The organism is Labrenzia sp. C1B70, from assembly GCF_000475395.1.
In the GTDB taxonomy this organism is placed as follows: domain Bacteria; phylum Pseudomonadota; class Alphaproteobacteria; order Rhizobiales; family Stappiaceae; genus Roseibium; species Roseibium algicola.
In genome coordinates this window covers 196806-209714 of the sequence record NZ_AXCE01000045.1, presented here as the reverse complement: position 1 = coordinate 209714, position 12909 = coordinate 196806, and the positions used below count along the sequence as shown (strand labels likewise).

The 12909-nt window shown below is 60.1% G+C and carries 11 protein-coding genes; 4 read left to right on the top strand and 7 right to left on the bottom strand.

What is annotated here, in order from left to right:
* The first annotated feature begins 99 nt into the window (after positions 1-99).
* Positions 100-849, top strand: coding sequence for an SDR family NAD(P)-dependent oxidoreductase (locus Q666_RS58965; protein ID WP_022997684.1), 750 nt, complete (start codon positions 100-102; stop codon positions 847-849).
* A 279-nt stretch (positions 850-1128) separates the two neighbouring features.
* Here Q666_RS58965 and Q666_RS58960 read toward each other — a convergent pair whose 3' ends face one another.
* From Q666_RS58960 to Q666_RS58935, 6 genes are all read right to left on the bottom strand, one after another.
* On the bottom strand, positions 1129-1983 hold the full coding sequence (locus Q666_RS58960; protein ID WP_022997685.1) for a fumarylacetoacetate hydrolase family protein: 855 nt from the start codon (positions 1981-1983) through the stop codon (positions 1129-1131).
* Between the two features lie 77 nt (positions 1984-2060).
* Positions 2061-3005, bottom strand: a complete 945-nt coding sequence (locus Q666_RS58955) for an ABC transporter substrate-binding protein (RefSeq protein ID WP_022997686.1) — start codon at positions 3003-3005, stop codon at positions 2061-2063.
* 75 nt (positions 3006-3080) lie between these two features.
* Complete coding sequence (locus tag Q666_RS58950; RefSeq protein WP_006931376.1) at positions 3081-4085, bottom strand: ABC transporter permease; 1005 nt, start codon at positions 4083-4085, stop codon at positions 3081-3083.
* Complete coding sequence (locus tag Q666_RS58945) at positions 4082-5608, bottom strand: sugar ABC transporter ATP-binding protein (RefSeq protein WP_022997687.1); 1527 nt, start codon at positions 5606-5608, stop codon at positions 4082-4084. The genes Q666_RS58950 and Q666_RS58945 overlap by 4 nt, the downstream gene beginning before the upstream one ends.
* Before the next feature lie 36 nt (positions 5609-5644).
* The gene (locus Q666_RS58940) at positions 5645-6400 is read right to left on the bottom strand and encodes an SDR family oxidoreductase (RefSeq protein ID WP_208984592.1); all 756 of its coding nucleotides are present in this window, start codon (positions 6398-6400) and stop codon (positions 5645-5647) included.
* A gap of 45 nt (positions 6401-6445) precedes the next feature.
* Positions 6446-7972 carry an altronate dehydratase family protein gene (locus tag Q666_RS58935; protein ID WP_031268059.1) on the bottom strand — a complete coding sequence of 509 codons (1527 nt, stop codon included), beginning with the start codon at positions 7970-7972 and terminating at the stop codon, positions 6446-6448.
* Positions 7973-8177: 205 nt separating this feature from the next.
* Here Q666_RS58935 and Q666_RS58930 point away from each other — a divergent pair, with 205 nt between their 5' ends.
* The 3 genes from Q666_RS58930 (at position 8178) to Q666_RS58920 (ending at position 10446) form a co-directional block, all read left to right on the top strand.
* Positions 8178-8891, top strand: coding sequence for a GntR family transcriptional regulator (locus Q666_RS58930; RefSeq protein ID WP_022997690.1), 714 nt, complete (start codon positions 8178-8180; stop codon positions 8889-8891).
* An 81-nt stretch (positions 8892-8972) separates the two neighbouring features.
* Positions 8973-10025: an aldo/keto reductase gene (locus tag Q666_RS58925; RefSeq protein WP_022997691.1), complete on the top strand. Its 1053-nt coding sequence runs from the start codon at positions 8973-8975 to the stop codon at positions 10023-10025.
* On the top strand, positions 10015-10446 hold the full coding sequence (locus tag Q666_RS58920) for an RbsD/FucU domain-containing protein (RefSeq protein WP_023014608.1): 432 nt from the start codon (positions 10015-10017) through the stop codon (positions 10444-10446). The genes Q666_RS58925 and Q666_RS58920 overlap by 11 nt, the downstream gene beginning before the upstream one ends.
* 50 nt (positions 10447-10496) lie before the next feature.
* Here Q666_RS58920 and Q666_RS58915 read toward each other — a convergent pair whose 3' ends face one another.
* Entirely contained in the window at positions 10497-12854 is a 2358-nt protein-coding gene (locus tag Q666_RS58915) for a 1-deoxy-D-xylulose-5-phosphate synthase N-terminal domain-containing protein (protein ID WP_022997693.1), read from the bottom strand.
* Between the last annotated feature and the right edge of the window lie 55 nt (positions 12855-12909).

Sequence of the window (12909 nt, the reverse complement as noted above, 5' to 3'; positions counted from 1 at the left end):
AGCCAGAGGCCCAAAGCCCGCTTTTGGCGTTGTGCTGGCGAGGCAGCTGCCTATGGTCCGGTCAAGCGACTGTTTCAGATACTTCGGAAAGGCAGGCTCATGAGCGGCACAATCCTCATTACCGGAACGACCTCCGGCTTCGGTCAGGCAATGGCCCGGCTGTTCGTGCAAAACGGATGGAAGGTTATCGGTACCGGCCGGCGCGCGGATCGGCTGGAAAAGCTGAAGACGGATCTCGGCGAGGCATTTCACGCGCTTGTCTTCGACATCATGGACGAAGCAGCAACAACTGCGGCCCTCGCCAGCCTGCCGGAGGACTTTCAGGAGATCGACATCCTCGTCAACAATGCCGGCCTTGCCCTTGGCACGGCTTCGGCACCGGCTACGAAACTCTCCGACTGGAAGACCATGATCGATACCAACATCACCGGTCTCGTCACCATCACCGACAAGCTTCTGCCGAAACTGATCGAGCGCAAGGGCATGGTCGTGAACATCTCCTCCATTGCTGCCAACTGGCCCTATCCGGGCGGAAACGTCTATGCGGGTACCAAGGCGTTCCTGCGCCAATTCTCGCTTGGCCTGCGGTCGGATCTTCACGGCAAGGGGGTTCGGGTTACCTCCATCGAACCGGGCCTATGCGAAAGTGAATTCACGCTGGTGCGTACCGGTGGCAACCAGGAAAGCTACGATGCTCTATATGGCGGCGCCAACGCGATCCAGCCGGAAGACATCGCCAGCACTGTCTATTGGGTCGCGACACAGCCCCCGCATCTCAACATCAACTCGCTGGAACTGATGCCCGTCAGCCAGTCCTGGGCCGGCTGGCAGATCGCCAGAGAGGGCTGAAGAGAACCTGTGGCGGCGCTGCTCGTCCACGGACAAAGCGGATTTCTATCAATCTGTCCACATGCGCCTTGTCGTCCCTGCGAAGGCATGGATCCAGTAATCGCATGAAGTCGCATCTGCCCCTCACCAGCCACATAGGATACTGGATCCCGCTATTGACGCTGACGCGACAAACCGGGACGACAAGCAGGAGATGCCGCGCGTCCCTTCCTCAAAAACGTCAACGGCCGAACGCGTTCCCGCGTCCGGCCGTGACTGTTCATACAAGATCCCGAATGATCAGGCCTTGGTCACCTTCTGGGTCTGGCTGCCCAGCTTGTCGATGCCAAGCGTCATGACCTCGCCACCCTTCAGGTAGACCGGCGGCTTCTGCCCCATGCCAACACCCGGGGGCGTGCCGGTGGAGATGACGTCGCCAGGCTGCAGGCTCATGAAGCGGCTGAGATAGGAGATCAGGAACGGTACCCGGTAGACCATCGTCTTGGTGGAGCCGTTCTGGTAGCGCTTGCCGTCCACTTCCAGCCACATGCCGAGATCGTCGAAGTCGCCGACTTCATCCGGCGTTACCAGCCAGGGGCCAATCGGGCCGAAGGTATCGCATCCCTTGCCCTTGTCCCAGGTGCCGGACCGTTCGATCTGGAATTCGCGTTCGGAGACATCGTTGATCACGCAGAATCCAGCGACATGGCTCATCGCATCGGCTTCCTCGATATAGGCACCGCCCTTGCCGATCACGACGCCGAGTTCGACTTCCCAGTCGGTTTTCTGCGAGCCGCGCGGGATCTTGACGTCGTCATCCGGACCGACAATGGCCGAGGTCCACTTGTTGAAGACCACCGGTTCCGGCGGCACATCCATGCCGGATTCGGCAGCGTGGTCGGCGTAGTTGAGGCCGATACAGATGAACTTGCCGATATTGCCGACGCAAGGTCCGACGCGCAGATCCTGCTGCGGAGCACCGTCCACCAGTGGCAGCGAAGCGACGTCGAGCCCCTGCAGGCGTTGAATGCTTTCAGGCAGGAGAGCATCGCCGGCGATATCCGCGACAACGGAAGAAAGATCACGAACGCGGTTGTCGGCATCGAGAACACCGGGTTTTTCCTGTCCCGGAGCGCCAAATCTCAGCAATTTCATAAAGGATCGTCCTTGAGTGGTTGGAGCCCGGCTGCGCGTGCAACCGGGCTCGGTGGGGTTGGTTACGACAAAATCGATCAGTCGTACAAGACAGCAGCGATCTTCGGATCGTCAATGTTGGATTTGTCGTAGTAGTAGAAGCCGGTGTCGATATGCGCCGGAACTTCCTTGCCCTGCGATGCTTCGAGAGCTGCTTTCACGGTCTCGTAGCCGATGCCGACCGGGTTCTGGGTGATCGCACCGGCCATGACGCCGTTGCGGATCGCATCCTTCTGGGCCTTGCCACTGTCGTAGCCGATGATGACCACATCTGACTTGCCCATTTCAGAGACACCGTTGACCACACCAAGGGCAGACCCTTCGTTGGCACCGAAGATGCCTTTCAGATCCGGATTGGCTGTCAGGATGGCCTTGGTGAGTTCTGTCGACTTCAGATGGTCACCGCCGCCATATTGAACGGTGACGACCTCGATATCCGGATGATTTGCCTTCATCTGGTTGACGAAACCGTCGACACGGTCGATGCCGGTCCGGCTGGTCTGGTCATGTGCCACTACGGCAACCTGGCCAGCTCCGCCGATCAGCTCTGCCATCTTGTCGGCAGCCAGTGCTGCAGCAGCAATGTTGTCGGTCGACGCTGTCGACACCGGAATATCGCTGTCGACACCACTGTCGAACGCGATGACCGGGATTCCCTTTTCCTGAGCCTGCTTCAGAAGCGGAATGGCGGCCTGACTGTCGAGAGCGGCAAAGCCGATTGCCGTCGGGTTCTTGGCAAGGGCAGCGGCCAGCATGTCGATCTGGCGGTCGACCATGGTCTCGTTGTCCGGGCCTTCAAAGGTGATGGTGACACCCAGCTCCGAGGCGGCCTGATCGGCTCCAGCCTTCACGGCCTGCCAGAACTGGTGCTGGAAACCCTTGGAGATGAGCGGAATGTAGGTTTCCTGGGCGAAGGCAAAGTTCCCGGAAAGCATCAGGGCAGCGGCACTTGCAGCTCCGATAAGAGTACGTCTGTTCAGCATATTCCTCTCCTGTGGTTGGGTTGGACGGAAGGTCCGGTACCGGGGTGTGACCACCCTCTTGTGTGTTGATGAAACTCAGGCTTTACGCCTGCGCACCATGTCCGCGTAAACGGCCAGGATGATGATTGCGCCGGTCACCACCGTCTGCCACTCCTGGGCGACGGACAGGACCCGCAAACCGTTGGTCAGGACGGCCATGATCAGGGCGCCGATCAGGGTCCCGAGAACCGTTCCGCGCCCACCGGAAAGCGACGTGCCACCAATGACGACGGCCGCGATGGCTTCCAGCTCATACCCCAGGCCGAGCGCCGGCTGGGCAGAGTTGAGGCGCGATGCGATCAGGATCCCGGCAATGCCGCAGATGGAGCCAGCCAGGGCGTAGACCGACATCTTCCAGAAATCGGTGTTGACGCCGGAAAGGCGAACCGCCTCTTCGTTGGAGCCCAGCGCGAACGTATAGCGGCCAAGCACCGTGCGTCCGAGAATGTAGGACGCAGCCCCGGCCACAAGGAACAGGATCAGAACCCCGTTCGGGATCGGCAGAGCCGGGAAAATATCGCCTATCAGCGAGCCACGGGAAATCAGGTCGAAGCCGGGCGTGTCGTTGAAATAGATCGGCCGGGTTCCGGAAATCACCAGCGACAGGCCTTTCAGGATCAGCATCATGCCGAGGGTCGCGATGAATGGCGGGATTTTCATCTTGGCGATGAAGGTGCCCGAACACAGGCCGCACAGCGCACCGGTCGCGATGGCGGCAATCACACCGAGCGGCAGCGGCATGCCGAGATTGGTCAGAACGACGCCTGCGATGACCGCGCAGAACGTCATCAAGGTTCCGACGGAAAGGTCGATCCCGCCGGTGATGATCACCAGGGTTGCGGCAACAGCCAAGACGCCATTGACCGAGGTCGCCTGCAGGATCGCGATCATGTTGGAGGTTTGCATGAAGTTGGGTGAAGCGATCGAGAAACCGATCAGCAGAAGAACCAGGCTGGCGAAGGCCAACAGCTTCTGGTGCGCCCCTGTCTCGATCAGACGTGCAACGAGCGACGGCGAGGAGGACGGGTTGACGGCGGTCATTGCTGGTATCCTTCTGGCTGCATAGATGGCGCCCGAAGCGTCGCCAGATGCATGATGTCTTCCTGCGTGGTGGCTTCACCGCCCGGCAGGATGCCGGTGAGACGGCCTTCACACATGACGGCGATGCGATGGCTGAGACGCATGATCTCCGGCAATTCCGAGGAGATGACGATGATCGCCCTGCCCTCGTTGGCCAGTGCCTTCAGCAGTTTGTAGATTTCCGACTTGGCACCGACATCGATGCCGCGGGTCGGCTCGTCGAAGATCAGGATGTCACAATCCCGGTACAGCCACTTGGCGATGACGACCTTCTGCTGGTTGCCACCGGAAAGCAGGCGGACTTCCTGCCGGTCGGACGGTGTGCGGATTTCCAGTTTGGCGATATAGTCCTGCGCCGTCTTACGCATGGCATCGTCATTCAGGACGCCAAACCGGCTGGAAAAGCGATCGAGGCTGGCCAGCGCCACGTTGGTCCGAACATCCATGCCGGTGGCCAGACCGAAATGCTTGCGATCTTCCGAAAGGTATCCGATCCCCGCCTTCACGGCATCGGAAGGTTTCGATATCGAACAGGGCTTGCCATGAACCCGAATCTCGCCGCTGTCGCGCGGATCAGCTCCGAAAATCGCCCGTGCCACTTCCGTCCGCCCGGCTCCCATCAAGCCGGCAAAGCCAAGGATCTCGCCTTTCTTGACGGAAAAGCTGACGTCGCGGATCTCGCGCCCCCTGTTCAACCCGCGTATGTCCAGCACCGTCTCGGCGTCGGACAGATCGGGGATCACGATGGCCTCGCTGGTCAGTTCCCGGCCCACCATCATGGAGATGATCTTGGAAACAGGCGTCTGCGCTGCATCAACGGTGCCGACATAGGAGCCGTCACGCATGACCGTCACCCGGTCGGCGATCTGCTTGAGTTCGTCCATCTTGTGGCTGATGTAGATGATGCCCACACCATCGGCCTTCAGCCGGCGGATGATGGTGAAGAGTTCGGCGATTTCCGCATCATTCAGGGCGGCGGTCGGCTCGTCCATGATGAGGACGCGTGACCGGTAGGACAACGCCTTGGCGATCTCGACCATCTGCTGACGGGCGATGGTGAGTTCACCGACGATCGTCTTCGGGTTCATCTTCAGGTTCATGGACTTGAAGATCTCGAGCGCCCGTGCGTTGAGCGCCGTCTCATCCAGACGGCCGAAACGCTTGCGCGGTTCGCGGCCGATAAAGATGTTCTGCGCGACCGTCAGATCATTCATCAGGCTGAGTTCCTGATGAATGATACCGATGCCCAGCGCCTGGGCGGCCCGTGGACCGTCGATCTCCACGGCCTGACCGTTGACCAGCAGCTCGCCCCCATCCCTGGGGTAAATTCCGGACAGGATCTTCATCAGCGTCGACTTGCCGGCGCCGTTTTCGCCCATCAGGGCATGCACTTCGCCGCTGTTCAGGTCGAAGCTGACATTCTTGAGGGCGTGCACACCGGGGAAGCGTTTTTCGATCCCCGTCATCCTCACCAGATTTGTCATGCGCGATCCTCCCAAACCGCGACAAAGGAGCCACCGTCAGATGGTGACACCTCCATCGACCAGAAGTGCCTGCCCGGAAACGAACCGGCTTTCGTCGGACAACAGATAGACGATCATCGGCGTCATATCGTCGACGGTTGCCAGACGGCCCATGGGCTGCCGGGCGATGAAATTCTTTTCCGCTTCCACCGGGTCCGGTGCAGAAGCAATGCGGCCGCGCAAGGACGGAGTATCGACAGTGCCCGGGCATAGCGCGTTGCAGCGGATGCCTTCCTTGACGAAATCCGCTGCGACGCCCTTTGTGAGGCCAATTACGGCTGCCTTGGTGGCGCCGTAGGCGGTGCGCATCGGAAAGCCTTTGATGGACGATGCCATCGACGACATGTTCAGGATCGATGCCGTGCCGGTCGCCTTGGCGCGTTCGCGCATGCCCGGAAGGAAAGCTTGCGTCATCCGGTACATGGAGGTGACGTTCAACTCGAAGCTGAACGCCCAGTCGTCTTCGGTGATATCGAGGACAGAGCCGTTGTGAACGAAGCCCGCACAGTTGAAGAGCCCATCGAGCGCCGGCAGTTTTTTTGCCAGATCGTCAACGGCTGAGCGATCACAGACATCCAGTTTGTGGATCTCGATACCGGGGCATTCGCCCGGGAGCGTCGACAGCGTTTCCTCGTTGATGTCCGCGGCGTAGACCTTTGCGCCTTCCCTGGCACAGGCAATCGCGCTTGCACGGCCGATACCCTGCCCGGCTGCCGTCACCAATATTGTTTTATCTTTCAAGCGCACTGAAATCCTCCCGAAAGTCCGCGCATCGTCACAACGTTCTGCCGGATGCGGCTACATCACCGCACCGATCTGCCACGGCACGAACTCCACTCCGCCGAAGCCGAGTTCCTCGCTCTTCGATTGTTTTCCGGAGGCAACGGCGATGATCATTTCGAAGATCTCCTCGCCCTTGGCTTCCAGGCTGACATTATCGGAGATCACGTCACCGCAATTGATGTCCATGTCTTCCGACATCCGGCCATACATCTCGCTGTTGGTGGCGAGCTTGATGCAAGGGGTCGGCATGTAACCGGACACGGAGCCGCGTCCAGTCGTGAAGACGATGATATTGGCACCTGAGGCGATCTGACCGGTCACCGAACATGGGTCAAAGCCTGGGCTGTCCATGAAGACGAACCCCTTCTTGTCGACGGGTTCGCCAAACTTGTAGACGTCCACAAGGGGGGCAGAGCCTCCCTTGGCCGCTGCACCAAGAGACTTTTCCAGGATTGTGGTCAATCCGCCGCGCTTGTTGCCGGGCGACGGATTGTTGTCCATCTCGCCGCCATTGCGGGCTGTGTAGTCTTCCCACCAGCGCACACGCTCGATCAGCTTCTTGCCGACATCGACGGAAACCGCCCGGCGGGTCAGAAGGTGCTCGGCGCCGTAGATCTCCGACGTTTCGGACAGGATCGTGGTACCGCCATGACGGACCAGAAGATCGGAGGCAATCCCGAGTGCCGGATTGGCCGTGATGCCGGAATATCCGTCCGAGCCGCCGCACTGCATTCCGACGGTGATTTCGGAAATCGGCACCGGCGTGCGCTCGGCCTTGTTGGCAAGTTCGGCAAGCGCCCGCAACTCTTTCAGCCCGGCTTCAATGGTCTTGCGCGTACCGCCGGTCTGCTGAATGGTCATGTAGCGCAAATCGCCGTCAGGGCGGATCTTGCGGTCACCGACGAGATCGGCAATCTGCATGACCTCGCAGCCAAGACCGATCAGCAGGATGGCTGCGAAATTCGGGTGCTGGGCATAACCGGAAAGGGTCCGGAACAGGGTCGCGTAGCCTTCGTCCTTGCCGGACATGCCGCAACCGGTGCCGTGAACGATGGGGACGATCCCATCCACATTCGGAAACTCTTCCAGCAAACCGGACTTTTCTGCAGCCTCTGCAATGAACTTCGCAACGGACCCGGAGCAGTTGACCGAGGTCAGGATGCCGATATAGTTGCGTGTACCGGCGCGCCCCGTCTGACGGCGGTAGCCGAGAAAGGTGCGCTCTTCAGTTACCGGTTCCAGGGGAACGGAGGCTTCTGCGTGCTGATAGTCCTGGCTGTGATCACCCATGCCGAGGTTATGAACATGGACATGCTCCCCCGGCTTGATGTCTGCCTTCGCCTGCCCGATGATTTGACCGTACCGAATGACGTTTTCGCCAGCGGAGATCGGCTTGCGGGCAATCTTGTGGCCACGCATGACCTGCCCGGGTAGCGGACAGTCAACATGGGCAACGCTTGCGCCGGCCGCAATATCCTGAAGGGCGATGACCACATTGTCATCGGCATTCAGAAGGATCGAATTGGCATGAGGCTGCAACACGTCTCTCTCCCCGCTACGGCCGCTACGGTTGGTCCGCCTTGTCATTTCAAGATGACAAGACCCTTCTCAACCCGCTGACATCAATCAGCTTTTCACTCTTCTCCGAGCTCTCTCCATGGAGCGTCGGCACGGCCGGTCTTTCTTCACGATTAGCTTGACAGAGTAACTGTGTCAACTAACATGTTAGCATTCAATCGAGTTGACAATGTCCCTGACCAACGAACAAGATTTTCCCGAGATCACCCTGCCCGACATTGGCAAACTGTCCGGCTCGCTGGCACAGCGTGTCTATGAGGCGTTGCGCTCGTCGATCCTGGCGATGGACCTGCCGCCGGGCACCCTTCTCAGGAAACAAGTCATCTGCGAACAGCTTGGTGTCTCCCGCTCGCCGGTGACGGAAGCGATCACCCGGCTAGCAGGCGAAGGCCTCGTCGAAGTCATTCCCCAGTCCGGCTCCCGCGTGACCAAATTCTCCATGTCGGAAATCCGCGAGGGCGCCTTCCTGCGGGAAGCCATCGAACTGGCGGCGGTTTCCAAGGTGGCGGCGGAGCGCACCGAAGAGCAGTTGACGGAGTTGAACCGCAATTTGCGTCTGCAGGCTCTTTGTCTGGAAGATCACGACGAAACCGGCTTCTACCGGGAAGACGAGCGCATGCACGAGCTTATCTTCTCCTTCACCGGCTACCCGAAGCTCCACAGCCTGTCTGCCACCGGGTGGATGCAGGTCAACCGGGCACGGCAATTGCTGTTGCCCATGCGCGGCAGAGCCTTTGAGGCCTATGACGAGCACCGGGTCATCGTGGAAGCAATCCGCGACCGCGATCCGGAACGGGCACGCCAGGCAATGCAAAAGCACCTGAGCGAACTTGTCACGCGCCTGGAACCGCTCGCCGAGACCAGGCCGGACCTGTTCGACTGAAAACCTGGCCCGTGGCCCGACACCAGACCGCAGATCATGCGGCGTTCAAACTGATCCTGAGGAAACATCCAGAGGAAACACATGACCGCCTTGAAAACACAGCGGCTGAACGACAGAACCGCAAGACCCATCGACCTGACGGAGATGGGTTTCGGCGGCGCGCCGCTCGGCAATCTCTACCGCAAGGTTTCGGAAGAAGATGCCCAGGCTGCCCTTCAGGCGGCCTATGACAACGGCATCCGCTACTTTGACACGGCGCCGCAATACGGCCTGGGCCGATCGGAAATGCGCTTTGCCACTGCCATCAAGCGTTTTGGCCGCGAGAACATTCAGCTTTCGACCAAGATCGGCCGCCTGCTGCTGGATTGCGAGCCGCACGAGGTGACCCCGGAAGCCTTTGTCGATGTGCCGCAAAAGCGGATCGTCTTCGACTACAGCTATGACGGCGTCATGCGCAGCTACGAGGCAAGCCGTCAGCGACTGGAGGTCGCCAACGCGGACATACTTTTCGTGCATGACGTCTGCGCCTTTTCGCAAGGCTCTCAGGAAGCCAGCGATGCCCGCGTCCGCGAGCTTTTCGATCTTGGCGGCTACAAGGCGCTTACCGAGTTGAAAGAGGCCGGGGACGTTGCGGCCATCGGCGCAGGGGTAAACGAGTGGCAGGTTTGCCAAAAGCTGCTCGGCCTTGCCGATTTCGACTGTTTCCTGCTTGCCGGCCGCTACACGCTTCTGGAACAGGACGCCCTTGAGAGCTTCCTGCCGCTTTGCGAGCAACGGGACGTCGGCATCATTCTGGGCGGGCCCTATAATTCCGGCATTCTGGCAACCGGAGCCGTTCCCGGTGCGAAATACAACTACGCCGATGCACCGCCGGAGATCCTTGAGCGCGTGCGCAAGATCGAAGATGTCTGCCGCAGCCATTCAGTGCCGCTGATCGCGGCCGCGCTGCAGTTCGTGCTTGGACACCCAAGTGTGAAGACCGTCATCCCCGGCGCAGTGAACGCGGCCGAGGTTGAAGCCAATATTGCTCTCTTGAAGACCGATATCCCTGCCGCACTCTGGTCAGACCTCAGGTCTACTGGCCTGATCCACCCCGATGCCCCCTTGCCGAGCGAGACTTCCCATGTTGCGTAACCTTCCCCCCATCCTGAGCCCCTCGCTGCTTTATGCCCTCAGAGCCATGGGGCACGGCGACGAGATCGCCATTGTCGACGCCAATTTCCCGGCGGAAAGCTCCGGTCCCGATTGTGTTCGTCTCGATGGCATATCGGCAACAGACACGCTGAAGGCGATCCTGTCGGTTATGCCGCTCGACACGTTCGTCGCCGCCCCCGCCCGAACGATGCAGGTGGTCGGTGATCCGGACGCGGTGCCGGAGATTGTCGCCGAGTTCCAGACCATCATCGATGACACCGCCGACAAGCCGGCCAGGATTTCAACGCTGGAACGCCACGCCTTTTATGAAGCGGCCAGCCATGCCTTTGCCGTGGTCCAGACAGGCGAGAACCGCCTCTACGGCAACATCATTCTGACCAAAGGCATAATCGAGCCATGACCTGCAGACATCACGTGCCATCCAGCCTCTGCCTTTAGCTTCAGGCGCACTTAGACTCGCCTCCCCGGCGTCAATCCATTCACCTTCTCGATGATCGACGCGGCGTCGATACCGAAATGGCGGTAGAGATCGCCAATCGTACCGGTCTGGCCGAAATGTTCGACACCGAGCGGGATGGTCTGGTGGCCGGCAACACCGCCAAGCCAGGCGAGCGTTGCCGGGTGGCCGTCAATCACGGTGATCAGTTTGCAATGACCGGGCAGACCGCCCAGCAGTTGCTCGATATGGGACCTGGCGGCCGCGTTGCCACGAGACCTTGCTCTTTGCGCCGCCGTCCAGCCCGCGTTGAGGCGGTCGGCGGACGTCACGGCAAGAACACCGACATCCCGCCGATTACCGGCGAGTTCTCCCGCCGCCTTGATGGCTTCAGGCGCAACGACGCCCTGATAGGCGATCACAACTTCGCAGTTGGGGCCGGGTTTGCGAAGCCAATAGGCACCGTCAATGGCGCCCTGGCGGAAGGCGTCGTCGGCCCGTTTGACGGGCTGTTCGATCGGGTTGGTCGACAGGCGCAGATAGACGGAGCCCCCGGTCTCGTCGCGCAGCCAGGTGCGTTCGTCCGGATCACCCTCGCCGTCGCGCTGCAGGTAATCGAAGGCCCATTCCATGATCACGGCCAGTTCGTCGGCAAAGGCGGGTTCGAAAGCGGCCAGTCCGTCCTGGCTCATGCCGATCAACGGTGTGCCGATGGACTGGTGCGCACCGCCTTCCGGGGACAGGGTCACACCGGATGGCGTACCGACAATCATGAAGCGGGCATCCTGATAGCAGGCATAGTTGAGCGCATCGAGCCCCCGGCAGACAAAGGGATCATAGACTGTGCCGATAGGGATCAACCTTTCGCCAAAAAGCGAATGAGAAAGACCGGCAGCGCCCAACAGCAGGAACAGGTTCATCTCGGCGATGCCGAGTTCGATATGCTGGCCTTCCGGCGTGAACTCCCACTTTGCAGTCGAGGGAATCCTGTGCTCGATGAAGGCATCCGCCATGGCCTTGCGGGCGAAGAGCTTGCGCCGGTTGACCCAGGGACCAAGGTTGGTGGTGCCGGTGACATCCGGTGAGGTCGTAACGATACGCTCGGCCAGTTTGCTGTCGCCCTTGGAGAGATCATCCAGAACCTTGCCGAAGGCCATCTGGGTGGAAATATCCCGGTCGGAGGCAAGCTCGATGGCAGGTACGGCGATCTTGTCGTCAGAGAAACGGCGGGTGCCTTTTGCAAAGAATGGCACCTGATCCAGAAACGCCTTCAGCGCTCCAACGTCCGGCACTGTCGCGAAGGGCTCCCATTCCTCGCCTTCCGCAACGCCCATGTGTTTCTGCCACTCGGCCATCTGGGTCTTGTTCATCAGGCCGCCGTGATTGTCCTTGTGGCCGGCAATCGGCGTGCCCCACCCCTTGATGGTATAGGCAAGGAAGCAGGTCGGCTTGTCGTGATCGATGGCGGCGAAGGCTTCCGCCATGGTCTCGGTGCAATTGCCGCCGAGATTTTCCATGAGATCCGCCAATTCATCATCCGAGCGGCGGTCGATCAGCGCGGTGACATCGCCCTGATCACCCAGGTCGTCCATCAGGCGTTTGCGCCAGACAGCTCCCCCCATGAAGGTCAGCGCGGAATAATCCTGGTTGGAGCAATCGTCGATCCACTGGCGCAGCTTGTCGCCGCCGGGTTCGCCAAAGGCCGCGCGCTGCAAGACCCCGTATTTGACCCGGACCACCTGCCAGCCGAAGGCATCGAAGATTTTCTCGACCCGGTCAAAGAGCCCCTCACGAACGATCCCGTCGAGCGACTGGCGGTTATAATCGATAATCCACCAGCAGTTCCTGAGATCGTTCTTCCAGCCCTCCTGAAGGGCTTCATACACATTGCCTTCGTCGAGTTCAGCATCGCCGACCAGAGCGATCATGCGGCCGAGCGGCTTGTCGCCCGACCAGCTTTTGGCCGCAATATAGTCCTGTACCAGCGACGCGAAGGAGGTAATCGCAACACCGAGCCCAACCGAACCGGTGGAGAAATCGACATCATCGATGTCCTTGGTACGCGAAGGATAGGACTGAACGCCGCCGTAGCCGCGGAAGTTTTCCATCTTTTCGCGCGCCTGATTGCCCATCAGGTACTGGATCGCATGGAAGATCGGCGAGGCATGCGGCTTGACCGCCACCCGGTCTTCCGGCCGGAGAACAGAGAAGTAGAGCGCTGTCATGATCGAAACCATGGAAGCTGAACTTGCCTGATGCCCGCCGATCTTGATGCCATCCACCTTCGGACGCACGTGGTTGGCGTGATGGATCATCCAGTGCGACAGCCACAACAGGCGCTGTTCGATGGTCTTCAGGTGTTCGGTGCTCATGGAGGCGTTCCCGTTAAGTGCGTACTTGCCGTTACTCTAGCTTCGGGCTAGAACC